Genomic DNA, 23763 nt, shown 5'->3' with positions numbered 1-23763 from the left:
GGCGGCGGGCCAGGGGGCGCACCCGGGTTGTCCCGGCGGAGACTGGGTAACGTCGGAGCATGAGCCAGGACCCGGACACCACCTCCGACCCGCAGACCGACCCTGCCTCCGAGGGCGAGCGGCCGACGCCACAGCAGGAGGACGACGACTCCGCCGGTGCCGGCACCGACCACTCGCGCGACACCGAGATCGGCGAGTCCGACCCCAACGCCGACTCCGCCGAGGGGCTCGCGGGTGGGATGGGCGTCAGCAGCGAGCGCGTCGGGCCCGCCCGCGGCGAGAGCGAGCCGGTGTCGTACGGGATCCACGAGACCCACCACCCGGTGCCGCCGGCCGACGCCGTGCCCGAGCAGTCGTCGGACCCCGCGGCCGGACCGGAGGTGCAGCCGGACCAGCCGGTGCTCAAGGAGCACCCCGCCGAGGACCCGGCCTTCCGTGGTCCCGCGGCGTACGAGGGTTGAGCTGCAGATTCGTGCACTGCCGACACCGGTAGATATTCGCTGGACGAAGTGTCGGTGGCGTGTGCGTTGATGGATCCATGAGCGACGACCAGACACGCGAGCCGGACCAGCCCGAGCAGCCGGAGGTCGACAAGGCCCCCCTCGAGGACCCCGATGCGGAGCTGCACGAGGGCGACGCAGGCAGCGAGCACCTTCCCGGCGAGTCCTACCGGAACACGCTCCGGCTGAACTGAGGAACACCGCCACCGGCACCGGGGTTGGCCGAGCATGACGCTCACCCTCACCGGCAGCACGGGCCACCTCGGCCGCCTCGTCCTCGACCGGCTGCCCGGACAGGTCGACCGGCTGGTCGTTCGTGACGCCTCACGAGCGCCCGCGGGCCCCGAGTCGCGTGTCACGACGTACGGCGACCGCGAGACTGCGGTCGCCGCGCTGCGCGGCACCGACGTGCTGCTGATGGTCTCGGGGGCCGAGTCCCCGACCCGGCGCGACGAGCACCGCACCTTCATCGCCGCAGCTGCCGAGGCCGGGGTGGGTCACGTCGTCTACACCAGCTTCCTCGGCGCCGCCCCCGACGCGGGGTTCACCCTCGGCCGCGACCACTTCGACGCCGAGCAGGCGATCCGCGAGAGCGGGATGGAGTGGACCCTGCTGCGCGACAACTTCTACACCGAGGTGCTGCCGCTCTTCGCCGACGACGACGGCGTGGTCGCGGGCCCGGCCGGGCAGGGGCGGCTCGCCGCGGTGGCGCGGGCCGACGTGGCGGACGTGGCCGCCGCGGTGCTGTCCGACGCACCCGCGCACGCGGGAGCGACGTACTCCCTGACCGGGCCGGAGGCACTGACGCTGGCCGAGGCCACCGCGCGGATGACGCAGCTGCTCGGACGGCCGTACTCCTACCGCGAGGAGACGCTGGAGGAGGCGTACGCCTCCCGTCGGCGGTGGACCGACGAGCAGTGGCAGCTCGACGCGTGGGTCAGCACGTACACCGCGATCGCCGACGGTGAGTGCGCGCGGGTCACCGACGACGTGCGCCGGGTGACCGGGCACGACGCGCGGACCCTCGAGGAGGCGCTCGGCAACGGTCGCTGACCCCGCGCGTGCAGGGCCTGGACGCGCTAGCGGTCGGGGTTCACCACCAGCGCGGACCCGCCACCACGTCGGACCGGCTCCGAGACCGCGGTCAGGCGACCGTCGGGCCCGATCCCGATCGCCGTCGCGGCACCGATCTCGGCGGCGCTGGTGAACGCGTCACCGGCGGGTACGAGGTGGTGGCCGTAGGCGGCGAGGGCGTCGCCGTACTCGTCGATGAACGCCGGCTCCGAGGACACGTCGGCGGTGTTGCGCGGCGAGGAGCGCGGCGCCGCGATCATCTCGGGCAGCGTCATCGCGAAGTCGATCCGGTCGACCAGCATCTGCAGGACGGTCGTGATGATCGTCGACCCGCCGGGCGAGCCCAGCGCGAGGACCGGCTTGCGGTCCTTGAGCACGATCGTCGGCGAGATGGACGAACGTGGCCGCTTACCGCCCTCGATCCGGTTCGGGTCGGCCGGGTCGTACGCCGCGGTGAAGTCGGTCAGCTCGTTGTTGAGCAGGAAGCCGCGGCCGGGGACGACCATGCCGGAGCCGCCCGTCTGCTCGATGGTGAGGGTGTACTCCGCGACGTTCCCCCACCGGTCGGTGGCGGTGAGGTTCGTGGTGGAGACGTTCTCGGTGTCCGGCTTGGCGGCGACGTCCGCGCCCGCGCCGCAGCTCGACGAGGTCAGCGACCCCGCCGCCACCGGCTTCGGCAGCGCACGGTTTCCCTTGACCAGGCAGGCCCGGGTCTTCGCGAAGTCGTCGGAGAGCAGACGCTGCTGCGGTATGTCGACGTACGCCGGGTCGCCGACGTAGGCGTTGCGGTCCGCGAAGGCCAGCGAGCCGGCCTCGAGGTAGTGGTGCAGGGCGTCGTCGCGGGAGAGCTTCGACATCGGGAAGTGCTCGAGGATGTTCAGCGCCTCGCCGACGGTGGTGCCGCCGCTGCTGGAGGGCGGTGCGCCGTACACGCCGTAGCCGCGGTAGCCGACGCGGGTCGGCTCCTCGTCCTTGACCGCGTAGCGCGCCAGGTCGTTCGCGGTGAGGTAGCCGGCGGGCACCGGCAGCGTGGTGTCGCCGCGCTTCGGCGGGTGCTGCGCGGTCTGCGCGATCTGGTCGGCGAGCGGCCCGCGGTAGAAGGCGCGGGTGCCCTCCCGGGCGATCAGCTTGTACGTGTTCGCGAGGTCGGGGTTGCGGAACACCGACCCGACCGCCGGCGCGTCACCGCCGGGCAGGAACAGCTTCCGGGTGGCGTCGAAGGCCCCGAAGCGGTCCTTGTTGTCCAGGGTCTGGGAGCGGAACGTGTCGTCGACGACGAAGCCGCGCCGGGCCAGGGCGACCGACGGCTGGAGGGTCTGTGCGAGGTCCCGGGTGCCCCAGCGGTCCAGCGCGCGCTGCCAGGTGGCCAGCGACCCCGGGGTGCCGACCGAGACGCCGCTGGTCACCAGCTCGGGGGTGAAGTTGTACGGCTCGCCGGTGCCGGGGTCGATGAACGCGTCGTGGGGCATCCGCGCCGGCGCGGTCTCGCGGCCGTCGATCGCACCGACCTTGCCGGTCCCGGCGTCGTACACGACGAGGTAGCCGCCGCCACCGATCCCCGAGCTGTACGGCTCGGTCACCCCGAGCGCGGCCGCGGTGGCGATGATCGCGTCGACCGCGTTGCCGCCGCGCTTGAGGACCTGGAGGCCGATCTTGCTCGCCTCGGGGTCGACCGAGGTGACCGCCCCGCCGGTGCCGGTGCTGGTCGGCGTCTTGGTCGAGTAGTGGTCCTCGGGCTTCGCCTGGGCGATCCCGGCGGTGGTCGCGACCAGCGCCGCGGCGACGAGCAACGAGGTGGTACGGACGGTACGACGCATGGGGGCCTCCGGGTGCTCAGGAGACCTGAGCCAACCACCGGCGTACGAGGCATGGCAAGGGCGGTGGGCGGCACCTGCCGGGTCGAGTGGTGCCTTCTGCAGGCTCGAGTTGCGTCTTCTGCAGGCTTCAGCTGCGCCGTCTGCCGTCACGCCCGCCGTCGGACCTGCAGAACCCACCACTCGGACCGGCAGAACTGACGACTCGACCCAGCAGGGGGCACCACTCGGCCCAGCAGGGCGTACCACTCAACGGGGAGGGGCGGGCTCCAGCGTGCGGCGGTACCGCTCCTGGCCGAGGCCGTTGCGCAGGGAGACGGTGAACCGGTCGTGGCGGTCGATGTCGACGTGGCCGAAGAACGTCTTCTCCCCGCGCGGGGCCTGGTTCGCGTAGTCCGCCGGCTCGACGAAGTCCGCGCGCGGTCCGAAGGTCGCGTCGAGCGTGTTCGGCCCGAAGCTGCCGGCGCTGATCGGGCCGGTGACGAACTCCCAGAACGGGTCGAAGTCGGTGAAGGTCGCGCGCTCGGGCGAGTAGTGGTGCGCCGCCGTGTAGTGCACGTCCGCGGTGATCCACACCGTGTTGCGCACCCCGGCCGCCTTGAACCGCCGCAGCACGCGGGCCAGGTCGTGCTCCCGGCCGAGCGGACGGCCCGGGTCGCCGTTGCTCAGCGACTCCTCGTTGCTGCCGTCCGGGACTACCAGCCCGAGCGGCAGGTCGTTGCTGATCACCTTCCAGGTCGCGGTCGACGCAGCCACCTCGCGGACCAGCCAGTCGATCTGCTCCTCGCCGAAGATCGGTGTGCGCGCGTCCTCGAGACCCGTGGTGTTGGGCGACTTGTACGAGCGCATGTCCAGGCAGAACACGTCCAGCTGCGGCCCCCGGGAGATCTTGCGGTAGATCCGCTCCGCGGCGAACCCGTCCCGACCGCGTCCGGTGACGTCGGTGGTACGGATCGGCTGGTACTCCTGCCAGGCCTGCCGCGCACGGGCGGCCAGCACGTCGACCCGCTTCTCGGTGTAGGCGGGATCGGTGAGGACCTGGCCGGGGTACCAGTTGTTGTGCGTCTCGTGGTCGTCCCACTGCGCGATGACGGGCACCTCGGCGTAGAAGCGCCGCACGTTCTCGTCGAGCAGGTTGTAGCGGTGCCGGCCGCGGTACTCCGCCAGCGACTCCGCGACCTTCTCCACCCCCTCGGCGACCACGTTGCGCCAGATCCGGCCGTCGGGCTCGGTGACGCTCTCGGCGACGGGCGAGTCGGCGTAGATCGTGTCCCCGGAGTGCACGAAGAAGTCGGGGCGGGTACGCCGCATCGCGTCGTACGTCGCCATCCCGCCGATGTCGGGGTTGATCCCCCAGCCCTGGCCGGCGGTGTCCCCCGACCACACGAAGCTGGTGCCGCGCCGGCCCCGGTCCGGTGCGGTGCGGAACGAGACCCGCCGGCTCTCCCCGCGGGTGCCGTCGGCGGCCTCGAACCAGAGCTCGGCGATGTAGTCGCGCCCGGCCGGCAGGTCGGACAGGTCGATCCGGGCGGTCAGGTCCGAGCTCGCGTCGGCCACCGGCCCGCGCAGCAGGGAGCGCCGACCGCCGGACACCAGCCGCGCGGCGAGCCGCCCCTCGCCGCTGGAGCGCGCCCACAGCGTGGCGCCGTCCACGCCCACGTCACCGCTCTGGACGCCGTACGGCAGGCTCAGCCGGCTGCGGACCTGCGCGACGGCGGGAGGAGTCCAGCCGGTCGCGGCGAGGACCCCGCCGGTGGCAGCGGCTCCGCCCAGGACGGTGCGGCGGCGTACGGGAGCGGGGTCGGGGGTGCTCATGCCCCCACCGTCACGCGACCGGGTGACCCGGGGGTGACGGTGAGGTGAACGTGGCTACTTGGGTGGCATCCGGATGCCGCCGTCGACCCGGATGACCTCGGCGTTCATGTAGGAGTTGGTGATCGTCTCCACCACCATGCTGGCCAGCTCGTCCGGGACGCCGAGGCGCTTGGGGAACAGCACGGACTCACCGAGCTTGGCCTTGAACTGCTCGGCCTGCTCGCCCTCGCCGTAGATCGGGGTGTCGATCAGGCCCGGGGCGACGGTGTTGAGCCGGATGCCGGCGGCGGCGAGGTCGCGCGCGACGGGGAGGGTCATGCCCACGACGCCGCCCTTGGAGGCGGAGTACGACGCCTGCCCGATCTGACCGTCGAAGGCGGCGACGGAGGCGAGGTTGCAGATCGCCCCCTTGCACCCGTCGGCGTCGGCCTCGTTGCGGCTCATCGCGGTGGCGGCCGTACGCGTGACGTCGAAGGTGCCGATCAGGTTGATCGCGACGACCTTGGTGAAGGCCTCCAGGTCGTGCGCGGAGTCGTACTCCCCGTCCCGGCCGATGGTGCGCTGCGCCCAGCCGATGCCCGCGGAGTTGACGACGGCACGGAGCGGGCCCTGCTCGGCCGCGACCTCGACGGCCGCGCGCACCTGGGCGGTGTCGGTGACGTCGAGCTGGGCGAAGACGCCACCGATCTCCTCGGCCAGGGCACCGCCCTTGTCGGCCTGGAGGTCGGCGACCACGACCGTCGCGCCCTTGGCAGCGAGCTGGCGGGCGGCGGCGGCACCGATGCCGGACGCGCCACCGGTGACGAGGGCTACTGCTCCGTTGAGGTCCATGGTTCGGACCCTACTCACGGGTCAGGACGGCACGGCGACGGGCTCCTCGACGGGTTCTGCCACCGCCTCCTCCGCCAGGGTCACCCAGCCCTCCGCGACCAGCACCGCCGGTCCGGTCATCAGCACGGTGCCGGCCTCGGTCCACTCCAGGTGCAGCCGGCCGCCGGGGACGTCGACGACGTACGTCGTCCCCCGCGGCGCCTCGTCCGCGGTCGCCACCGCCGCGAGGACCGCGCACGCACCGGTGCCGCACGACCGGGTCTCCCCCGAGCCGCGCTCGTGGACCCGCATCGCGACGTGGTGGTCCTCGGGAGCACCGACGCGGGAGACGAGCTCGACGTTCACGCCGTGGGGGTACGTCGCCTCGTCGTACACAGGTGCCGGGAGCGGCGTGGGCAGGGTGTCGAGCCCGACCTCGACCAGCGCCACCGCGTGCGGGTTGCCCAGGTCGACGTGGGTCGCGGTCCAGGACTGCTCCCCCACCGAGACCCGGGTCTCGCCGAGCAGCGAGGGCGTACCCATGTCGACGGTGATGCCGACCTCGCCGAACGTGACGGTCTTGATGCCGTCCCGGGTCGCGATCGGCAGCGGCTCGCGCGCGTCCACGTCGGCGTGGGTGGCGAGGTAGAGCGCGAGCACGCGTACCCCGTTGCCACACATCTCGCTCAGCGACCCGTCGGCGTTGCGGTAGTCCATGAACCAGATCGCCTCGCCCCGCGCCGCCACCGCAGCCGGGTCGTCGGTCGCGTCCGTGCGCACGACGCGGATGACGCCGTCGGCGCCGAGACCCACCCGCCGGTCGCACAGCGCCGCGACCTGTCCGGGGCTGACCTCCAGCGCGCCGTTGGCGTCGGGCAGCAGCACGAAGTCGTTCTCCGTGCCGTGCCCCTTCACGAAGGGGGTCTCGACGGGCAGCTCCACGATCACGATCGTAGGTCGCCGGCTCCCCTCCGCACCGACCGGTCGTGCCACGAGCGGGGCGCTCACCGGTCGGGGGCGGCGAAGTGCTGGTAGTCCGGCTCGGAGAAGTCACCGCCCCAGGTCCAGCCCAGGCGGTCGAACACCCGACGGACGACGGCACCGTCGCGGACCACGCCGCGCCCGGGGAACGTGGCACCCGTGCGGTCGACGCCGACGTACGACGACCCCGCCGGCGGGCGCGCCGCGCCGCGCACGACGTACGGGTTCTGCACGGGGTTCACGTCGACCGCGCGCCCGTAGGCGTGGTCGGACCAGGTCGTCGTCCCGGCGACGCGACGGCAGTTGTACGCCGAGGTGTTGTTCGCCGCCATCGAGGCGTCGTCGTCCCCGTCGTAGTCGTCGACCAACCGCATCTGCTGGATCGGGAAGCGAGCGGCGTACATCGCCGCGAAGGCCTGCGTGACGTCGCCCACGACGGACGCGGCCACCACCATCTCGCCGACGCGGTCGCGCCCGTCGAAGCCGACGTACGACATCCTCAGGAACCGCAGGTCCGAGAGGGGGACCGGGCAGCCCTCGCCGTGGCTGCGCCCGACCATGCGCCGCGCGAGGACGCTGTCGACCGGGCGGGCGACCGCGTGGAACCCCGCCAGCCCCGCCTCCTCGTCGTCGGCCCGCTCCCCCGGAGCGCTCGCCAGGTCGGTGCAGCCGCGCAACCCTCGCCAGAGGGCCTGCTCGGTGCCGGCGGACGCCCCGGTGACCGGTCGCGGCGCACCCCCCTGACGGGGGATCCGACCCGGCGCCCACTCGTCGTCGACGACGCGGCCGCCCTCGACGGTGAGCTCGAGGACACCGGTCTGCGGGGTGTTCCCGTGATACCAGAAGAAGTTGCCCAGCCCGTACGAGACGTACGTCGACCCGACCGCGCCGGCGCCCGAGGGCACGTGCGCGTGCGTCCCGACGACCACGTCGGCGCCCGCGGCCGCCAGTGCGCTCGCCAGCACCTGCTGGTCACCGGTGGGGCAGGCGCTGCCCTCCTCACCCCAGTGCAGGTAGACCACCACGACGTCGTCGCGCGCGTCGGCCTCGCGCACGGCGGCGAGGAGGCGGTCCGGGTCGCGGGCGATACCGGGCCCGGTGCCGGGACCGACCGACCACGTCGGGTCGGCGCTCTCCCGGGGTGAGGCGTCGGCCGCGAGGACCGCGACGTCCACGCCGCGCACGCTCCGGCGGACCGGCGCGAACGCCTGCTCCTCGTCCAGGCCGGCGCCGACCGCCGCGACCGGCGACGCCGCCGCGGCGGCGAGCGTGTCGCGCAGCCCGGCAGCGCCGTAGTCGGCCGCGTGGTTGTTGGCCACCGACACCACGTCCACACCGCTGCGGGCGAGGACGTCGAGCGCGGCCGGCGGGGTACGGAACCAGTAGCGGTCCGCCGGGTCCTCCAGCTCCTTGCGCGCCGGCTGCGTACGGGTCGTCACGGCGGACTCCAGGTTGACCACCGACAGGTCGGCGTCGGCCAGGCGCCCGGCCAGCGGGCCGAGGGTGCTCCCGGGGCGGCCGGGGACGGAGGCCAGTCCCCCCGCGAAGTGCACGTCGCCGGCGAACGCCAGCGTGATCGGCGCGCTCGGCTCCGACGGACCGGTCCGGCGCCCCGGCGTCTCCGCCTCGTCCGGCGCCCCGCTGCACGCCACCAACGCCCCGCACAGGAGTGCCACGGCGATCCCGACGACCGCGCCTCGTCGACGTCGCGTGTGCGGCATGGGCGTCTCGTCTCGGGAGGAGGGGTGGTCGTCAGTGTGGCCGGGGTCGCCAAGTCGGGGCGGCGTGCTTGGCTGGCTCGCGTGCCCGACTCCCTCCTCACCGTGCGCAGCCTGACCCGCTCGTACGGCGACCACCTCGTCCTCGACGGGCTCGACCTCGACGTCGCGCCGGGCGAGGCGGTCGCGCTGGTCGGCCCGAACGGGTCCGGCAAGTCGACGCTGCTGCGCTGCGTGGCCGGTGTCGACGAGCCGAGCGCGGGGACGATCGAGCTCGCCGGCCGACCACTGGACGAGCGCGACGCCGAGATCCGCGCCGCACTGGCGGTGGTGATGGACGACCTCGACTTCTTCCCCGACCTGTCGGTGGTCGAGCACCTGGACCTGTTCGCCAAGGCGCACGGCCTCGCCGACGCCGAGGCGCAGGTGAACGAGGTGCTCGAGGAGGTAGGGCTGACCACCGCGTCGGCGCAGCTGCCCGGCACGCTCTCCTCCGGGCAGCGTCGACGGCTCGCCCTGGCCAGCGCGTTCGTCCGACCGCGCCGGCTGCTGGTCCTCGACGAGCCCGAGCAGCGGCTCGACGTCGGCGGGGTCGAGTGGCTCGGCGAGCGACTGGTGCGCGAGCTGGCCGACGGGCTCGGGGTCCTCCTGGCCAGCCACCACCCCGCGCTGGTCGAGCGCGTCGCGGACCGGGTCGTCGACCTGGGCGCCCCGTGAGCGCTTCGCAGGTCCGTGAGCTGCGGGCCGACGTACGACACTGGCGCCGCGGGCGGGCGTCGGCCACGCTCGGGCAGGTCCTCTCCGACGCGTACGTCGGTGTCTTCACCGCAGTGGTCGTCGGGGCGATGCTGGCCAGCACCGTCGTCGGCCTGCGTCGTGAGCTCGGCGTCGGCTGCACGGCCGGTGACTGCGCGGCGGGACGGGACCTGCTGCCGTGGCTGGTCGCGCTGGGGGCGGTGCTGGCCGTGCTCTCGCTGGCGCGGCTGTTCGGGCCGGTCTTCGTGACGCCCGCGGTCGGCTCGTGGCTGCTCACCGCCCCGGTCGACCGTACGGCGGTGCTGCGGCCGCGGCTGCTCGGCGCCGTGGGCGCGGCGGTCGTCGTCGCCCCCGTCGCCCTGGTCGCCGCGACGCTGGGCGGGCTGAGCCCGGTCGCGGTGGCGGCGCTGACCCTCGGCGCCACCGTCCTGGCGATCCTCGGGGTCGCCGGAGCGGCGGTGTCACAGGAGCGCGAGGGTCGCGGCGGCGGGCTCGTCGCCGCCGCCGTCGGGATCGTCCTCTGGCTGCTCCTCCTCGCCCTGGCGACCGGACGGGCCCCGACCCGCTTCCTCCCGACGGCTCTGTGGTGGCCGCTGGTCGCGGTGCTGGCGGTGCTCGCCGCCGGGCTGCTGGGCCTCGCGCTGCGTGGCCTGGCCGGAGTACGCCACCGGCAGGCCACCGCCGGCGGGTCGCTGGCGCCGGGCGTCTCCGGCGCGCTGGCCTCGCTGGACCTCGCCCTCGTGCACGACCTGGTCATCGAGCACCGCTGGCGGGCCGTGGAGTCCGTACGACCGGCGCGCGGCGGTCCCGGCGGCGTGGCCGCACTGGTCTGGCCGGACGTGGTCCGCCTGCGCCGGGCACCGTCCCGGCCGGTCGTGCTGCTGGCGAGCGCCGTCGTGGCGTACGCCGTGGCCACCGTCGGCGCGGGACGGCTGACCGTGCTGGTCGCCGCCGTCGTCGGCTTCCTCGCCGGCCTGCCGATGCTCTCCGCGCTCCGCGTCCTGACCCGTACGCCGGCGCTCGTACGGATGCTGCCGTTCCCGGTCTCGACCGCACGTGGTGCGACGGTGGTCGTCCCCGGCGCCCTGCTGCTGGTGTGGGGCCTGGCCTCGGTGCCGGCGCTGCACACCGCGCTGGGCGAGCCGTGGGGCGACAGCGTCCTGGCCGGCGTCGGGGTCGCCGCCGCGGCGCTGGCCGGAGCGGCACGCTGGGTGACCGGCCGCCCGCCGGACTACGGCCGGCCGCTGGTCTCCAGCCCGGCCGGGGCGGTGCCGACGAACCTCTACGCCAGCGCGTTCCGCGGCTTCGACATCGCCGTGCTCGGCGTCCTGCCGCTGCTGCTCCTCCCGGAAGCCACGGGCGCGCTGCTCTCGGTGGCGCTCAGCGCGGGGGTGCTGAGCTACCTCCTCTCACGGAAGTAGCAACCGCCTCGACCGCCCGCTCCACCCGCTCCCCGTCGTCGTAGCGCACCCAGACGACGCGCGGGTCCTTGCGGAACCAGGCGTCCTGGCGGCGCGCGAAGCGCCGGGTGCCGACGACGGTCCGCTCGATCGCCTCCGCCTCGGTGCACTCCCCTGCCAGGTACGAGAGCACCTGTGCGTAGCCCAGTGCGCGGCTCGCCGTCCGACTCTCCCGCAACGGCGCGCCGAGACCTCGTACCTCCTCGACCAGGCCGGCCTCCCACATCGCTCCCACCCGTCGCTCGATGCGTGCGTCGAGCGTGGCCCGGTCGATGTCGACACCGATCTGGACGGTGGACGGGTCGAGGTACGCGGGCTCGGGGAGCCGGGCGGCGAACGGACGGCCGGTGAGCTCGACCACCTCCAGCGCCCGGACGGTACGACGACCGTTCGACGGCTCGATCGCCTCGGCCGCGGCCGGGTCGACCGAGCGCAGCCGGTCGTGCATGGCGGTGGCCCCCACCTGCGCGAGCTGGTCCTCCAGCCGCGCCCGGACGGCCGGGTCGGTGCCGGGGAAGTCCAGCCGGTCCACGACGGCACGGGTGTACAGCGCGGACCCGCCGACCAGCACCGGGACGGCGCCGCGGCGCCGTACGTCGGCCACGACGGCGCGCGCCTGCCGCTGGAAGACCGCGACGCTGGCGTCCTCGCCGACGTCCATCGTGTCCAGCAGGTGGTGCGGGATCCCGCGCCGCTGCGCGACCGGCAGCTTCGCGGTGCCGATGTCCATCGCGCGGTAGACCTGCATCGAGTCGGTGTTGACGACCTCGCCGCCCAGGCGCCCCGCGAGGTCCAGGGCGAGCTCGCTCTTGCCGGCCGCGGTCGCGCCGACGACGGCGACGACCGGGGGGACGGACGGTGACGACACGGGCGCCATCCTGCCAACTCGCCGGTCGCCCCTTGCCCGTGGCGTCCACGGTTGGCAGGCTGGAGATCCGCTCGCTCCCCACCCTCAAGGATGTGTCATGGGAATCTTCGACAAGGCCAAGGACTTCGCCCAGGAGAACGCCGACAAGGTCAGCGACGCGGTCGACAAGGCGGCGGACTTCGCTGACGAGAAGACCGGTGGGAAGTACTCGGACAAGATCGACAAGGCCTCCGACTTCGTCAAGGACCAGGCCGACAAGGCCGGCGGCGAGAAGAAGGCCTGACCCGCCTTCACCGCACTTCCGCGAGGGGCCACCGCGCAGTCTGCCCGTGCGGGGCCCCTCGTGGCATGCCTGGACCAGGCGCGGGTACCCCCGACGCATGAGCCACCCCCAGGACGAGGACCGGCCCGACGAGCACCCCGACGAGCAGCAGTCCGCCCCACGGCCCGGCGAGGACCCCGAGGGCGTGGCCGACGAGGGCGGTCCGACCGACCCGCAGAACCCGACCGGCTGACCGACTCCACCGCACCGAGGAGACGCAGATGACCGCCCAGCACCCCGGCGACCAGCCCGAGCCCACCACCGACGCCGCCCCGCCCGTGGGCCCCGGCGGACCCGACGCGGTCCCCGACTGGGAGGACGCCGGCGAGGAGTCGACGGTCCCCGACCCGCCGCGCTCGGCCCAGGTCGAGGAGGACAAGGTCCCCGACGAGATCGACGAGCCGGACAACGAGGTCCCGGAGGCGGCCGGCGACGGCGAGGACGCCCCCTCGGGTGACGAGGAGCCCGCCGACTGAGGTCCGGCTAGGCCGGGAGCCCGACCGTCGGCAGCCCCAGCGAGACGCGGGTGTCCGGCGCGGTGGGCGCCGTGTTGCGCAGCTCCCACGCGTCGCCGGACCGGGTACGCCGCACCCGGACCGCCCCGTCGGCCACCAGGTGGTGCGGCGCGGCGTACGTCACGGTCGTCTCGACCAGGTCGCCGGGTCGTACGTCGACCGTCGCGCCCGCCTCGTCGACCGGCGTGAAGTGCACCAGCCGGTTGTCCGGCGCCCGGCCGGAGAGCCGGTGGGTGGTCTGGTCCTTGCGGCCCTCGCCCTCGGCGACCAGGAGCTCCACGCGGCGGCCGAGCTGGCGCTGGTTCTCCTCCCAGGCGATCCGGTTGACCGCCTCGACCAGGCGCTCGTACCTGTCCTGCACGAGTGCCGGGTCGATCTGGTCCGGCAGGTCCGCGGCGGGCGTGCCAGGGCGCTTGGAGTACTGGAACGTGAACGCGCTGGCGAACCGGGCCTGCTCGACCACGTGCAGGGTCTGCTCGAAGTCGGCCTCGGTCTCGCCCGGGAAGCCGACGATGATGTCGGTGGTGATCGCGGCGTCCGGCATCGCGGCGCGCACCCGGTCGATGATCCCGAGGAACCGGTCCTGGCGGTAGGACCGGCGCATCGCCCGGAGCACGGCGTCCGACCCGGACTGCAGCGGCATGTGCAGCTGCGGCATGACGTTCGGGGTCTGCGCCATCGCCTCGATCACGTCGTCGGTGAACGAGGACGGGTGCGGAGAGGTGAAGCGCACCCGCTCGAGCCCGTCGATCTCACCGCAGGCCCGCAGCAGCTTGCCGAAGGCGAGCCGGTCGCCGAACTCGACGCCGTAGGTGTTCACGTTCTGCCCGAGGAGCGTCACCTCGCTGACGCCTTCGGCCACGAGGGCCTCGATCTCGGCGAGGACGTCGCCGGGGCGACGGTCCTTCTCCTTGCCGCGCAGCGCGGGGACGATGCAGAACGTGCAGGTGTTGTTGCACCCGACCGAGACCGAGACCCAGGCGGCGTACGCCGACTCCCGCTTCGTGGGGAGCGTGCTCGGAAAAACCTCGAGCGACTCCTCGATCTCGACCTGGGCCTCCTCGGCGACCCGGGCCCGCTCGAGGAGGACCGGCAGCGAGCCGATGTTGTGGGTGCCGAAGACGACGTCGACCCACGGCGCGCGACGGGTGATCTCCCCGCGGTCCTTCTGGGCCAGGCAGCCGCCGACCGCGATCTGCATGCCCGGCCGCTCGGCCTTGACCGGCGCGAGGTGCCCGAGGTTGCCGTAGAGCCGGTTGTCGGCGTTCTCCCGCACCGCGCAGGTGTTGAACACGACGACGTCGGCGGTCTCGTCGGCCGGCGCGGCGACGTAGCCTGCGTCCTCCAGCAGCCCGGTCAGCCGCTCGGAGTCGTGGACGTTCATCTGGCAGCCGTAGGTGCGCACCTCGTACGTGCGCGGCCCTGCGGCCTGCTCGGCGGTCTGCTCGGTGGTGGGGGCGCTCATCGCCGGACAACGATAGGCGACGTGCGCGAGCGGCCACTCGCTCCGCTCAGGGACCGACGGGCTGCGGGGCCGGTGTCGGCTCCGGTCCGACCGGCTCGGGTCCCGGGCTCGGGACCGGTCGCGGCTCGGGTACGGGAGCCAGCGGGTCGGGCACGGGGGCGGGCTCGATCGGCGGTGCGGTCACGACTTCTCCTCAGCGGTGGACGTCGTTGCCCGTACGAACCTATCGGGTCACGGTTTCCGCGGGGTGACCCACAGCCGGATGACGCCCTCGACGACCACCGTGCCGTCGGTGCGCTCGCCGCGCACGCGGACCCCGACGTCGGGGTCCTCGCCGTCCCACTGGGACTGGTCGGTCTCGGCGATGCAGGTGATCGCGCTGGTCGCCTTCGCCGTGTAGGAGACCTCCATCCCCTTCGGGATCCAGCGCTTGTCGGCGGGGATCGACGACTCGGCCAAGGCACCCATCGCCGCCTCGAGCCCGTTGCACAGCGCGATCGCGTGCACGGTGCCGATGTGGTTGTGCACGCCGATCCAGTTCGGCACGACAAGCTCGACGTGGTTCGGCTCGACGACCGTGAAGCGCGGGCGCACGGAGGCGAAGTACGGCGCCTTCAGCGCGAAGCCGGCGGAGAACAGCCGCTTGCCGAGCGGGAGTGGCGCGAGCCGGTTGTACAGCGAGAGGACCCTGCTCATGCGAGCGAGGTTACCTGCGAGTAACCACGTCTGTGGAGCCGCTCGTACGCGGCGGGTCTCGACGCGCTCGCTGCTCGACCACCCCACACCCGAGGTGGTCGAGCCCGAACCGAGCGCGGCGAGGCGGTGTCCTGAGCCTGTCGAAGGGACGTCGAGACCACCGCGTGCGGGAACTGGCTGAGTGCCGTTCACCTGCCGTCCGTACGGCGTCCACTCCCCGCGAACCCTCGTGTCCCAGCGTGAGCGCCATGACCTCTCGGGAACCCCAGCTGTCCAGCACCCGTCGTACCGTCCTGCGCGGAGCCGGCGTCGTCGCGGCCGCCGGCGCCGTCAGCGTCCTCGGCACCAGCGCCGCACCGGCGGACCTGCGCCCCTCGGCCGCCACCTCTCCACTGCCGCAGACACCGTTCACCCTGGGGGTCGCCAGCGGCGACCCCGAGCCCGACGGCTTCGTGATCTGGACCCGCCTGGCGATCAGGCCGCTGGCCGCGAACGGGCGTGGCGGCATGCCCTCGCAGCGGTACGACGTCGAGTGGGAGGTCGCGACCGACGACCGGTTCCGGCGCGTCGTACGCCGTGGGACCGTGAGCGCCGGACCGGAGTCGGCCCACGCCGTGCACGTCGAGGTGACCGGCCTCGGCCCCGGCCGCGAGTACTGGTACCGCTTCCGTGCGGCGGGCTACGTCTCCGAGACCGGGCGCTCGCTCTCGGCGCCCTCGCTGAACAAGATGCCGACCGCGCTGGCGATGTCGTTCGTGTCCTGCTCGCAGTTCGAGCACGGCTGGTTCACCGCCTACCGCGGGCTGGCCGAGGACCGGCCCGACCTGATCCTGCACCTGGGCGACTACCAGTACGAGTACACGGCCAACGCCTACGTCGCCGACTCCGGGAACGTCCGCGACCACGCGGGACCGGAGACCACCACGCTGGCCGGCTACCGCCAGCGCTACGCGCAGTACCGCACCGACCCCGACCTCCGCGCCGCCCACGCGGTCGCCCCGTGGCTCGCGGTCTTCGACGACCACGAGGTCGACAACAACTGGGCGGGCTTCACCCCCGAGCACCCCGAGGACCAGGCGGGGTTCCGGCAGCGGCGTCGCGACGCGTTCCGGGCGTACTACGAGAACCAGCCGCTGCGGCGCACCTCCGTGCCCAACGGTCCGCACATCCAGGCCTACCGCCGCCGCCACTGGGGTCGACTGGCCACCTTCCACGTGCTCGACACCCGCCAGTTCCGCGACGACCAGGCCTGCGACGACGGCTACGACGCCTGCCCGGCGGCGTACGACCCCAAGCGCTCGATCACCGGCGACACCCAGGAGAAGTGGCTGCTCGACGGCTTCCGCGAGTCCTCCGCGCGCTGGGACCTGATCAGCCAGCAGGTGTTCTTCGCCCAGCGCGACTCCGACGCCGGACCGGTGACCGTGACCTCGATGGACGCCTGGGACGGCTACGTCGGCTCCCGCGACCGGATCACCAGGGGCTTCGTCGACGCCGGCGTGCGCAACCCCGTCGTCCTGACCGGCGACGTGCACGCGCACTGGGGCTCCGACCTGTACGACGACTACGCCGCCGACAACCCGCGCACGGTCGGCTCGGAGCTGGTCACGTCCTCGATCACCAGCGGTGGCGACGGGTACGACTCCCCCACCGGCGAGCACCCGTGGTTCCCCCAGAACCCGAACCTGCGGTTCTGGACCAACCTGCGCGGCTACGTCAACACCCTGATCACGCCCGACTCGATGAGTGCGGACTACCGGGTCGTGCCGAAGGTCTCGGTCAAGGACCAGCCGGTCCTCACCCGGGCGACGTACGCCATCGAGGACCGCTCCCCCGGGCTCCAGCAGGTCTCGAGCACGCCGGTGCCCAGCCCGATGCGGGCCGCCACGCCGCGCAGCGACGCCCAGATCATCAAGGACACGATCGGGCAGGCCGGCACGGTCTGACGGACCCCGGGGTGGCAGGTTGACCCGGGCGCTCCGCTTCGTCACCGTGAGGGGCATGGACTCGGGCCTGACTCGGCGGACCACGCTCCTCAGCGGTATCGGCACCCTCGGCGCGGCCGGCGTCGTCGCTCGTACGGGCGCGGCGCGCGAGGGTGCCGAGGCGACCTCCGTCGCCTCGCTCACGCACCTGACCGCGCGACAGCAGGCCGGACAGCGGGTGATCTGGTCGTACCCGGGCGCCAGCGTCCCGCAGGCGCTGCTCGACGCGGCCACCCGCGGCGAGGTCGGCGGGGTGATCTTCTTCGGCGAGAACATCCCGGACAAGCCGACCGTCGCCGAGGCGTGCCGCCGGCTCCGCGCCGCTCACGCCTCCGGTCCCGCTCGAGGGCTCCCCCTCGTGCTGACGACCGACCAGGAGGGCGGCACCGTCCGTCGCCTCCCCGGTGCGCCCGAGCCGTCCGCCAAGCAGGTCGGCGCCTCCCCGGACCCCGCGACCGCGGCACGGATCGCCGGCGACGGCGCCGGCCGCAACCTGCGCTCGGTCGGGATGAACCTCAACCTCGCCCCCGTGCTCGACGTCTTCCGGGAGCCCGGCAACTTCGACGACCAGTTCGGGCGGTCGTTCTCCCGCGACCCGCGCGTGGTGGCGACGTGCGGGGCCGCCTTCGCCGCCGCGCAGCGCCGGACCGGCGTCGCCTCGACGCTCAAGCACTTCCCCGGGCTGGGCGCCGCACCTGCCGGTGCCAACACGGACCTGACGCCGGTACGCCTCGACGTCCCGCTCGCCGAGCTTCGCCGCGTCGACGAGGCACCGTTCGGCGAGGTCGTCCGCAGCGGTGCGGAGCTGGTGATGGGGTCGTGGGCGATCTACCCCGCGCTGGACGCCGATCGCCCGGCCGGGCTGTCGTCGAGGTGGCTGCGTGGCGAGCTGCGCGGCCGGCTGCGGTTCGGCGGGGTCACCATCACCGACGCGCTGGAGGCCGGCTCGCTCTCGGCGTACGGCGACGACGGCCAGCGTGCCGTCCTCGCCGCCGAGGCGGGGATGGACATGCTGCTGGCGTCCGGCCGCGACGTCGAGCAGGGCCGCGCCGTCGTGGACGCGCTGACCGCCTCACAGCGGCGGCTCACGCCGCAGTGGTACGCAGCGCTGCTGCGCGTCGCCGCGATGCGGCGACGACTGCCCTGAGGCGACGCTCAGGTGTCGTGCTCGGGGTCGCGCAGATCGGCTCCGAGCTCCTCACGGACCACCCGGAACGCGATGCCTGACGAGTGCCCCTTGCGGGCCAGCATGCCCACCAGCCGTCGCACCGCCTTCTGCTCGTCGAGCCCCTGCACCGACCGGAGCTTCTTGCGCACCAGCTGACGGGCCGCCTCGACCTCGTCGTCGGTGTCGACCTCCTCGAGCGCCTCGGCGGCCACCTCGTCGTCGATGCCCTTGCGGCGCAGCTCGTGGGCCAGGGCACGCCGGGCGAGCCCCTTGCCACGGTGGCGCTGCTCGACCCAGGAGCGGGCGAACGCCTCGTCGTCGATGAGCCCGACCTGCTCGAACCGGTCGAGCAGCTTCGTCGCCACGTCGGCCGGCACCTCGCGCTGGGCGAGCTTGGCCGCCAGGTCGTGCCGGCTCTTCGCCTGCGCGGTGAGCTGGTCGAGCAGGATCGTGCGCGCCACCGACTCCGGGTCCGGCTCGGGGCCGAGGTCGTCCGCGTCGGCGGGTGGTCGCTGGGTGCGTCGGGTCACGGTTTCCTCTCGGCTCGCGGTCGCCGGTCTCGACGACCACTCACTCGCTGGCGCTCGCTCGCTGCTCGACCTTCGGTGGTCCCGCGCGCCTCTCGTCTCGCCGGGTCTCGACGTCGCTCGTCGCTAGCGCTCCTCACGGCTCGACCACCTGTCGGTGGTCGAGCCGGTGCGAGCCCTGCGAGCGGGGCGGTGTCCTGAGCAGACGACTGAGGAACGAGGTCGTCGCGTCGAAGGGACGTCGAGACCCCCGCAGCCCAGGCAGAGCGGCGACCACGCTCGCTGCGAACGGGGCTCAGAAGTCGATGCCGTCGGGGTCCATGCCGGGGACGTCCGCCTTGAAGTCCTCGGCGGGCTCGTCGACCTTCGGGCCGACGCCGAGCTTCTCCAGGATCCGCTTCTCGATCTCGTTGGCCAGGTCGGGGTTGTCGCGCAGGAACCCGCGGGAGTTCTCCTTGCCCTGGCCGAGCTGGTCGCCCTCGTAGGTGTACCAAGCGCCGGACTTGCGGACCAGGCCCGCCTCGACGCCGACGTCGATCAGCCCACCCTCGCGGGAGATGCCCTGGCCGTACATGATGTCGAACTCGGCCTGCTTGAACGGCGGGGCGACCTTGTTCTTCACGACCTTGCACCGCGTGCGGTTGCCGACCGGCTCGCCACCGTCCTTGAGGGTCTCGATGCGGCGCACGTCCAGGCGCACGGAGGCGTAGAACTTCAGGGCCTTGCCGCCCGTGGTCGTCTCGGGCGAGCCGAACATGACGCCGATCTTCTCGCGCAGCTGGTTGATGAAGATCGCGGTGGTCTTGGAGTTGTTCAGCGCACCGGTCATCTTGCGCAGCGCCTGGCTCATCAGCCGGGCCTGCAGGCCGACGTGGCTGTCGCCCATCTCGCCCTCGATCTCGGCGCGGGGCACCAGCGCCGCGACGGAGTCGACCACGATCAGGTCCAGCGCGCCGGAACGGATCAGCATGTCGGCGATCTCCAGCGCCTGCTCACCGGAGTCGGGCTGGGAGACCAGCAGGGCGTCGGTGTCGACGCCGAGCTTCTGGGCGTACTCCGGGTCGAGCGCGTGCTCGGCGTCGATGAAGGCGACGATGCCGCCGGCGCGCTGGGCGTTGGCCACCGCGTGCAGGGCGACCGTCGTCTTGCCGGAGGACTCCGGGCCGTAGATCTCCACGACGCGACCGCGCGGCAGGCCGCCCAGGCCGAGGGCGATGTCGAGGGAGATCGCCCCGGTGGGGATGACCTCCAGCGGCGCACGGGTCTCGTCGCCCAGGCGCATCACTGCGCCCTTGCCGTACTGCTTCTCGACGTTGGCGACCGCTGCGTCGATCGCCTGCATCTTCGGGTCGGTGCTCGCGGGACGCTCGCTGGCGGTCTTCGCGGCGCTCTTGGTCTGTGCGGCCATGGTGCTCATCCGTCCGGTTCGGGCCGTCTCGCGGCCAGTGGGGTGGCGGGTCTGGAACTGATCAGGAGCGACGCTAGGCGGGACCTCCGACAGTCCCGGCGAGGCGTGTCGCGACTGTGGAGGAGATGCCCGTCAGGACTCCTTGTGGATCCAGAACGTACCCGAACGCGTGTTCGGATCGGGTACGCCGACGGCGTGTCGCACCGACGTGCCCCGTCGTCCCCGGTCCGAGGCTCGGGACTACCGGGTGATCCGGTTCAGCGCCGGCGGCGTGTACGGCGAGACGCTCGTCAGGTAGGCCGCGAACGCGTCGATGTCCAGGCCCCCGAAGTAGACGTCCTGACCCTGCGTGAACGCCGGGAACCCGTCGCCACCACCGGCGAGGAAGTTGTTGGTCACCACCCGGTACGTCGCACCCTTGTCGACCGGCTGCCCGTCCAGCGTCACCGAGCCGTCCACCGCGCCGCTCGCACCGAGGCGGTAGGCGAAGCCCTTCGAGACCTGCAGCACCTTCGGCGCACCGGCGTTGGCACCGGTCACCTGCTGGGCGAGCAGGTCGTAGATCTGCTGACCGGTCAGGTCGAGGGAGACCAGGTAGTTGTTGAACGGCTGCACCGTGAACGCCTCGTCGTAGGTGACCTCCCCGGGGGCCTCGCCGTACGGGCTGTTGGCGTACGTCAGGTCGGCGCGGACGCCGCCGGGGTTCATGAACGCGACGACCGGCGTCTTGCCGCCGGTCACCACGGACGGGTCGGCCAGCTGAGCGTCGGCGATCAGGTCGCCCAGCGCGGTCTCGCCGGCGGCGTTCGGGGTGCGGTTGACGTCGGTCGAGATGGTGCCGAGCACCTTCGCCGCGATCGGGCGCACCAGCGCGGTGAACCGCTCGATCAGGCTGGTCTGCGCCGGGTCCTTGCGCACGTCGCGGGTGACCACCTGGTTGGTGGCGTGCACCGAGGTCCGCACGATGTCGCGGGTCTGCCGGTCGTAGGTCAGCTCGGTGTCGGTGAACAGGCGCCCGAACGAGCTGGCCGAGGTCACCATCCGCGGGTTCCCGGCGGGGTCGGGGACGTCGCAGACGTACGGCTGGTGGGTGTGCCCGGAGACCACCATGTCGATCGAGGGGTCCAAGCGCTTCGAGATGTCGAGGATCGGCGAGGCGGCCGGGTCGAGCGAGGCGCCCTTGCCGCAGGCGGCGTCGTACGTCGGGTTGACCTGGGAGGTCTTGCCCGTCGCCGGGTCGGTGTAGGTCTGCGTGGTCGGCACGCCGCCCTGGTGGATCAGCACGACGATCGAGCTGACGCCCTTCTTGACCAGCTTCCGGGCGACCGCGTTGGCCGTGGTCACCTCGTCGGTGAACCGCAGGCCCTGCACACCGGCCGCGGTGACGATGTCGGGGGTGCCCTTCAGCGTCATGCCGATGAAGCCGATACGGGCGTCGCCGACCTTCTTCACCGCGTACGCCGGCAGGATCGTGCGCTGGGTGCCGGCGTACTTCACGTTGGCCGCGAGGATGTCGTAGTCCGCACCCCGGAACTTCCCGTCCGGGCAGGAGTTCTGGTTGTTCGCGCCGTCGCCGTCGGGCAGGCAGCCGCCGTTCGCCAGACGCTGGATCTCCTTGTAGCCCTCGTCGAACTCGTGGTTGCCGACCGAGGTGACGTCCAGGCCCAGCTTGTTCATCGCGTCGACGGTCGGCTCGTCGTGGAAGGCCGCCGAGAGCAGCGGGCTGGCACCGACGATGTCGCCGGCCGCGACGGTGACCGTACGACCCTGGTGGCCCTTGCGCGCCTGCTTGAGGTGGGTGGCGAGGTACTCGACGCCGCCGGAGTCCTGGGTCACGTCGACCGGCTGACCGGTGGCGGGGTCGATCCGGTGGTCGACCACCGTGCGCCCGGAGGAGCCGCTCGGCGCCTGCAGGTTGCCGTGGAAGTCGTTGAACGAGAGCATCTGCAGCTGCTCGTAGCGCCCGGGGTCCCCGGGCGCGGGCTCCTGCCCGCTGGCCAGCGAGGGTGCGCCGGTCGCGGCCAGCAGCAGGGCGCTCGCGCCGAGCGCGGCAGCAGTGGTCAGGCGGGTCCTGCGAGCGTGCATCGGGGGTCTCCTGCGGGGGCCGGGCGGGACGGATGAGTCGCACCCTAGGGCGCCGTACCCCCGCCGGAGGTCACGGAAGGGTTGCAGTCGGGCGAACGTCGGGTGCCGGTCGCTCGGCGTGCACACTGGCCGGGTGAGGCACACCGAGTTCTGGGACCGGATGGACGCCGCGCTGGGCTCGTCGTACTCCCGGGTCTGGGCGAGCCAGCAGGTGCTCCCCGGCCTGGAGGGGCGCACCGTCAGCCAGGCCCTGGACGCGGGCGTCGACCCCAAGCGGGTCTGGCGGGCGGTCTGGGACCGGCTCGAGCTGCCCGACCGCGAGCGGTGAGCGGGGTGTCCGGGACGGTCCTGGTGAGAGACGCCGTGCCCGACGACCTGGAGGCGGTCGTGGCGATCTACCAGCACGAGGTGGACACCGGCGTCGCGACGTTCGAGACCCGCGCCGTCGACGCCGAGGAGTGGCGGGCCAAGATCACCGGCCCGGAGCCGATGCTCGTGGCCGAGGAGGACGGGACCGTGCTGGGGGTGGCGTACGCGAGCCCGTACCGGGCACGGCCGGCGTACGACCGGACGCGTGAGACCTCGGTCTACCTCGCCGCCGTGGGCCAGGGCCGTGGCCTCGGCACCGCGCTGTACGACGCCCTGCTCCCCCGGCTGCGGGACGGCGGCTTCCACACCGCGCTGGCGATGGTCGCGCTGCCCAACGAGGCGAGCGTCCGGCTGCACGAGCGGGCCGGCTTCGAGCGCGTCGGGGTGCTGCGCGAGGTCGGCCACAAGCTGGGTCGGGTCGTCGACGTGGCGGTGCTGCAGCTGATGCTGTGAGCCGAGGGCGCTCAGGCCTCCCGGGCGCCGAGGTGGTCGAGCAGGTTGGCGGAGAACTTCCTCCCCATCCCGGCGAGGACCCCCTCGAGGGCCTTGCGGACCGCCGGACCGGTGGCCTTCGGGAACGGCAGGTCGACGCTCACCCCGAGCTCGATCCCGAGATCGGTGGTGCCCTCGCCCGCGTCGCCGAGGGTGTAGACGCCCTCGACGCCCGCCCACTCCTTCTCGCCCTCGGGCGGGGCGTGGGTGAACCCGATGCGGGTCTTCTCCGTGAACGACATCGCCTCGGTGAACGTCGGCGCCAGGTCCTTGCCCAGGATGCTGACCGAGCTCATCGTCCACACCCAGGTGTCACCGTCCGCGGTGATCTGCTTGAGGAACGGCGTCAGCTTGGCCAGCAGGTCGGGGTCGGTCAGCGCCTCCCACACGGCGTCGCGGGTCGCCTCGACCGTCGCGGTGGAGGTGATCTTCTGCTCGAACCAGGTCATGGGCCGATCCAACCAGCGATCCCGGGACCCCCTGGGGTGAACCTAGGCTGGCGGCGTGAGTGAGGAACCGGACCCGCAGCTGGTCGAGATCGCGCACCAGTGCTTCGACTGGGCCCGCGAGGGTGCGACCGAGCGGCTGGCGGCGTACGTCGAGGCCGGGGTCCCCGCCGACCTGACGGACGCGAGCGGCAACACGCTGCTGATGCTCGCGGCGTACCACGGGCACGCCGCGACGGTCCGGGCCCTGGCCGAGCGCGGCGCCGCCGTCGACGCCCTCAACGACCGCGGGCAGTCGCCGCTGGCGGGGGCGGTCTTCAAGGGCGAGGACGAGGTGGTCCGCACCCTGCTCGAGCTCGGCGCCGACCCCGACGCCGGCTCGCCGACCGCCCGCGCGACCGCGGCGATGTTCGAGCGGACCGACCTGATCGGCTGAGAGGCCGCGCCTGGTCAGGTGCGCAGTCGTCGTGCGGGTCTCGACAGCCGTTC

General features: G+C 73.1%; 26 protein-coding genes. 13 read left to right on the top strand and 13 right to left on the bottom strand.

Annotated features, from left to right (window positions below; translation table 11 throughout):
- Window positions 1–59 precede the first annotated feature (59 nt).
- From IEX42_RS15895 to IEX42_RS15885, 3 genes are all read left to right on the top strand, one after another.
- Entirely contained in the window at window positions 60–461 is a 402-nt protein-coding gene (locus tag IEX42_RS15895; protein WP_188780655.1) for a hypothetical protein, read from the top strand.
- A gap of 77 nt (window positions 462–538) precedes the next feature.
- Window positions 539–694: a hypothetical protein gene (locus IEX42_RS15890; RefSeq protein ID WP_188780654.1), complete on the top strand. Its 156-nt coding sequence runs from the start codon at window positions 539–541 to the stop codon at window positions 692–694.
- 34 nt (window positions 695–728) lie between these two features.
- Window positions 729–1553 (top strand): NAD(P)H-binding protein, encoded by an 825-nt coding sequence (locus tag IEX42_RS15885; RefSeq protein WP_188780653.1) that lies wholly within the window; start codon window positions 729–731, stop codon window positions 1551–1553.
- Between the two features lie 26 nt (window positions 1554–1579).
- On the opposite strand, the gene ggt is transcribed toward IEX42_RS15885, so the two are convergent.
- The 5 genes from ggt to IEX42_RS15860 all read right to left on the bottom strand — a co-directional run bounded on the left by ggt (window position 1580) and on the right by IEX42_RS15860 (window position 8715).
- A complete protein-coding gene (gene ggt / locus IEX42_RS15880) occupies window positions 1580–3391 on the bottom strand; it encodes a gamma-glutamyltransferase (RefSeq protein WP_188780652.1) in 1812 nt (603 codons plus the stop codon).
- A 246-nt stretch (window positions 3392–3637) separates the two neighbouring features.
- Window positions 3638–5203, bottom strand: coding sequence for an alkaline phosphatase D family protein (locus IEX42_RS15875; RefSeq protein ID WP_188780651.1), 1566 nt, complete (start codon window positions 5201–5203; stop codon window positions 3638–3640).
- Window positions 5204–5257: 54 nt separating this feature from the next.
- Window positions 5258–6034: an SDR family NAD(P)-dependent oxidoreductase gene (locus IEX42_RS15870; protein ID WP_188780650.1), complete on the bottom strand. Its 777-nt coding sequence runs from the start codon at window positions 6032–6034 to the stop codon at window positions 5258–5260.
- Window positions 6035–6055: 21 nt separating this feature from the next.
- Window positions 6056–6955: a diaminopimelate epimerase gene (gene dapF, locus IEX42_RS15865; protein ID WP_229660915.1), complete on the bottom strand. Its 900-nt coding sequence runs from the start codon at window positions 6953–6955 to the stop codon at window positions 6056–6058.
- Window positions 6956–7017: 62 nt separating this feature from the next.
- The gene (locus tag IEX42_RS15860) at window positions 7018–8715 is read right to left on the bottom strand and encodes a CapA family protein (protein WP_188780649.1); all 1698 of its coding nucleotides are present in this window, start codon (window positions 8713–8715) and stop codon (window positions 7018–7020) included.
- Window positions 8716–8796: 81 nt separating this feature from the next.
- Here IEX42_RS15860 and ccmA point away from each other — a divergent pair, with 81 nt between their 5' ends.
- Together ccmA and IEX42_RS15850 are read left to right on the top strand one after the other, a co-directional pair.
- Window positions 8797–9429, top strand: a complete 633-nt coding sequence (gene ccmA, locus IEX42_RS15855; RefSeq protein ID WP_373286194.1) for a heme ABC exporter ATP-binding protein CcmA — start codon at window positions 8797–8799, stop codon at window positions 9427–9429.
- Window positions 9426–10889: a DUF6297 family protein gene (locus IEX42_RS15850; RefSeq protein WP_188780648.1), complete on the top strand. Its 1464-nt coding sequence runs from the start codon at window positions 9426–9428 to the stop codon at window positions 10887–10889. The genes ccmA and IEX42_RS15850 overlap by 4 nt, the downstream gene beginning before the upstream one ends.
- Here IEX42_RS15850 and miaA read toward each other — a convergent pair.
- Entirely contained in the window at window positions 10849–11805 is a 957-nt protein-coding gene (gene miaA, locus IEX42_RS15845) for a tRNA (adenosine(37)-N6)-dimethylallyltransferase MiaA (RefSeq protein WP_188780647.1), read from the bottom strand. The two genes, IEX42_RS15850 and miaA, sit on opposite strands and share 41 nt — an antisense overlap.
- Window positions 11806–11893: 88 nt before the next feature.
- Here miaA and IEX42_RS15840 point away from each other — a divergent pair, with 88 nt between their 5' ends.
- From IEX42_RS15840 to IEX42_RS15835, 3 genes are all read left to right on the top strand, one after another.
- Window positions 11894–12079 carry an antitoxin gene (locus IEX42_RS15840; RefSeq protein WP_188780646.1) on the top strand — a complete coding sequence of 62 codons (186 nt, stop codon included), beginning with the start codon at window positions 11894–11896 and terminating at the stop codon, window positions 12077–12079.
- A gap of 97 nt (window positions 12080–12176) precedes the next feature.
- Window positions 12177–12311, top strand: coding sequence for a hypothetical protein (locus IEX42_RS18265; protein ID WP_268236447.1), 135 nt, complete (start codon window positions 12177–12179; stop codon window positions 12309–12311).
- Between the two features lie 28 nt (window positions 12312–12339).
- Window positions 12340–12594, top strand: coding sequence for a hypothetical protein (locus tag IEX42_RS15835; RefSeq protein ID WP_188780645.1), 255 nt, complete (start codon window positions 12340–12342; stop codon window positions 12592–12594).
- Between the two features lie 7 nt (window positions 12595–12601).
- Here the strand turns inward: IEX42_RS15835 and miaB are convergent, their stop codons facing one another.
- From miaB to IEX42_RS15820, 3 genes are read right to left on the bottom strand one after another with little or no spacing between them, the layout of a single operon-like run.
- Window positions 12602–14098: a tRNA (N6-isopentenyl adenosine(37)-C2)-methylthiotransferase MiaB gene (gene miaB / locus IEX42_RS15830; RefSeq protein ID WP_188780644.1), complete on the bottom strand. Its 1497-nt coding sequence runs from the start codon at window positions 14096–14098 to the stop codon at window positions 12602–12604.
- Window positions 14099–14144: 46 nt separating this feature from the next.
- Window positions 14145–14282 carry a hypothetical protein gene (locus IEX42_RS15825; protein ID WP_188780643.1) on the bottom strand — a complete coding sequence of 46 codons (138 nt, stop codon included), beginning with the start codon at window positions 14280–14282 and terminating at the stop codon, window positions 14145–14147.
- Window positions 14283–14329: 47 nt separating this feature from the next.
- Window positions 14330–14794, bottom strand: a complete 465-nt coding sequence (locus tag IEX42_RS15820; RefSeq protein ID WP_188780642.1) for a hotdog fold domain-containing protein — start codon at window positions 14792–14794, stop codon at window positions 14330–14332.
- A gap of 248 nt (window positions 14795–15042) precedes the next feature.
- Between IEX42_RS15820 and IEX42_RS15815 the strand changes: the two genes are divergently transcribed.
- Both IEX42_RS15815 and IEX42_RS15810 read left to right on the top strand, forming a co-directional pair.
- On the top strand, window positions 15043–16740 hold the full coding sequence (locus tag IEX42_RS15815) for an alkaline phosphatase D family protein (RefSeq protein WP_188780641.1): 1698 nt from the start codon (window positions 15043–15045) through the stop codon (window positions 16738–16740).
- A 55-nt stretch (window positions 16741–16795) separates the two neighbouring features.
- A complete protein-coding gene (locus IEX42_RS15810) occupies window positions 16796–17926 on the top strand; it encodes a glycoside hydrolase family 3 N-terminal domain-containing protein (RefSeq protein WP_188780640.1) in 1131 nt (376 codons plus the stop codon).
- 8 nt (window positions 17927–17934) lie between these two features.
- Here the strand turns inward: IEX42_RS15810 and IEX42_RS15805 are convergent, their stop codons facing one another.
- From IEX42_RS15805 to IEX42_RS15795, 3 genes are all read right to left on the bottom strand, one after another.
- Window positions 17935–18477 carry a regulatory protein RecX gene (locus IEX42_RS15805; RefSeq protein WP_188780639.1) on the bottom strand — a complete coding sequence of 181 codons (543 nt, stop codon included), beginning with the start codon at window positions 18475–18477 and terminating at the stop codon, window positions 17935–17937.
- 292 nt (window positions 18478–18769) lie between these two features.
- Window positions 18770–19816, bottom strand: coding sequence for a recombinase RecA (gene recA, locus IEX42_RS15800; RefSeq protein ID WP_188781187.1), 1047 nt, complete (start codon window positions 19814–19816; stop codon window positions 18770–18772).
- A 306-nt stretch (window positions 19817–20122) separates the two neighbouring features.
- A complete protein-coding gene (locus IEX42_RS15795; protein ID WP_188780638.1) occupies window positions 20123–21967 on the bottom strand; it encodes a bifunctional metallophosphatase/5'-nucleotidase in 1845 nt (614 codons plus the stop codon).
- Between the two features lie 133 nt (window positions 21968–22100).
- Here IEX42_RS15795 and IEX42_RS15790 point away from each other — a divergent pair, with 133 nt between their 5' ends.
- Window positions 22101–22295 carry a DUF3046 domain-containing protein gene (locus IEX42_RS15790; RefSeq protein ID WP_188780637.1) on the top strand — a complete coding sequence of 65 codons (195 nt, stop codon included), beginning with the start codon at window positions 22101–22103 and terminating at the stop codon, window positions 22293–22295.
- Between the two features lie 23 nt (window positions 22296–22318).
- On the top strand, window positions 22319–22789 hold the full coding sequence (locus IEX42_RS15785) for a GNAT family N-acetyltransferase (RefSeq protein ID WP_229660914.1): 471 nt from the start codon (window positions 22319–22321) through the stop codon (window positions 22787–22789).
- 11 nt (window positions 22790–22800) lie between these two features.
- On the opposite strand, the gene IEX42_RS15780 is transcribed toward IEX42_RS15785, so the two are convergent.
- The gene (locus IEX42_RS15780) at window positions 22801–23277 is read right to left on the bottom strand and encodes an SRPBCC family protein (RefSeq protein WP_188780636.1); all 477 of its coding nucleotides are present in this window, start codon (window positions 23275–23277) and stop codon (window positions 22801–22803) included.
- A gap of 55 nt (window positions 23278–23332) precedes the next feature.
- Here IEX42_RS15780 and IEX42_RS15775 point away from each other — a divergent pair, with 55 nt between their 5' ends.
- Complete coding sequence (locus IEX42_RS15775) at window positions 23333–23710, top strand: ankyrin repeat domain-containing protein (RefSeq protein WP_188780635.1); 378 nt, start codon at window positions 23333–23335, stop codon at window positions 23708–23710.
- The last annotated feature ends 53 nt before the right edge of the window (window positions 23711–23763 follow it).

Origin of the sequence: Marmoricola endophyticus (genome assembly GCF_014644415.1) — a bacterium.
Lineage (GTDB): Bacteria > Actinomycetota > Actinomycetes > Propionibacteriales > Nocardioidaceae > Marmoricola > Marmoricola endophyticus.
The sequence above is the reverse complement of the archived record's forward strand: the minus strand, read 5'-3'. Positions and strand labels throughout refer to the sequence as shown.

What these genes read in the sequence shown, in the direction of transcription:
- IEX42_RS15890 (WP_188780654.1), top strand. Translation starts at nt 539, where the DNA reads ATGAGCGACGACCAGACACGCGAGCCGGACCAGCCCGAGCAGCCGGAG.
- IEX42_RS15895 (WP_188780655.1), top strand. Translation starts at nt 60, where the DNA reads ATGAGCCAGGACCCGGACACCACCTCCGACCCGCAGACCGACCCTGCC.
- IEX42_RS15835 (WP_188780645.1), top strand. Translation starts at nt 12,340, where the DNA reads ATGACCGCCCAGCACCCCGGCGACCAGCCCGAGCCCACCACCGACGCC.
- IEX42_RS15795 (WP_188780638.1), bottom strand. Translation starts at nt 21,967, where the DNA reads ATGCACGCTCGCAGGACCCGCCTGACCACTGCTGCCGCGCTCGGCGCG.
- miaA (WP_188780647.1), bottom strand. Translation starts at nt 11,805, where the DNA reads ATGGCGCCCGTGTCGTCACCGTCCGTCCCCCCGGTCGTCGCCGTCGTC.
- IEX42_RS18265 (WP_268236447.1), top strand. Translation starts at nt 12,177, where the DNA reads ATGAGCCACCCCCAGGACGAGGACCGGCCCGACGAGCACCCCGACGAG.
- miaB (WP_188780644.1), bottom strand. Translation starts at nt 14,098, where the DNA reads ATGAGCGCCCCCACCACCGAGCAGACCGCCGAGCAGGCCGCAGGGCCG.
- IEX42_RS15840 (WP_188780646.1), top strand. Translation starts at nt 11,894, where the DNA reads ATGGGAATCTTCGACAAGGCCAAGGACTTCGCCCAGGAGAACGCCGAC.
- IEX42_RS15780 (WP_188780636.1), bottom strand. Translation starts at nt 23,277, where the DNA reads ATGACCTGGTTCGAGCAGAAGATCACCTCCACCGCGACGGTCGAGGCG.
- recA (WP_188781187.1), bottom strand. Translation starts at nt 19,816, where the DNA reads ATGCAGGCGATCGACGCAGCGGTCGCCAACGTCGAGAAGCAGTACGGC.
- IEX42_RS15875 (WP_188780651.1), bottom strand. Translation starts at nt 5,203, where the DNA reads ATGAGCACCCCCGACCCCGCTCCCGTACGCCGCCGCACCGTCCTGGGC.
- IEX42_RS15810 (WP_188780640.1), top strand. Translation starts at nt 16,796, where the DNA reads ATGGACTCGGGCCTGACTCGGCGGACCACGCTCCTCAGCGGTATCGGC.
- IEX42_RS15885 (WP_188780653.1), top strand. Translation starts at nt 729, where the DNA reads ATGACGCTCACCCTCACCGGCAGCACGGGCCACCTCGGCCGCCTCGTC.
- IEX42_RS15815 (WP_188780641.1), top strand. Translation starts at nt 15,043, where the DNA reads ATGACCTCTCGGGAACCCCAGCTGTCCAGCACCCGTCGTACCGTCCTG.
- ggt (WP_188780652.1), bottom strand. Translation starts at nt 3,391, where the DNA reads ATGCGTCGTACCGTCCGTACCACCTCGTTGCTCGTCGCCGCGGCGCTG.
- IEX42_RS15870 (WP_188780650.1), bottom strand. Translation starts at nt 6,034, where the DNA reads ATGGACCTCAACGGAGCAGTAGCCCTCGTCACCGGTGGCGCGTCCGGC.
- IEX42_RS15860 (WP_188780649.1), bottom strand. Translation starts at nt 8,715, where the DNA reads ATGCCGCACACGCGACGTCGACGAGGCGCGGTCGTCGGGATCGCCGTG.
- IEX42_RS15820 (WP_188780642.1), bottom strand. Translation starts at nt 14,794, where the DNA reads ATGAGCAGGGTCCTCTCGCTGTACAACCGGCTCGCGCCACTCCCGCTC.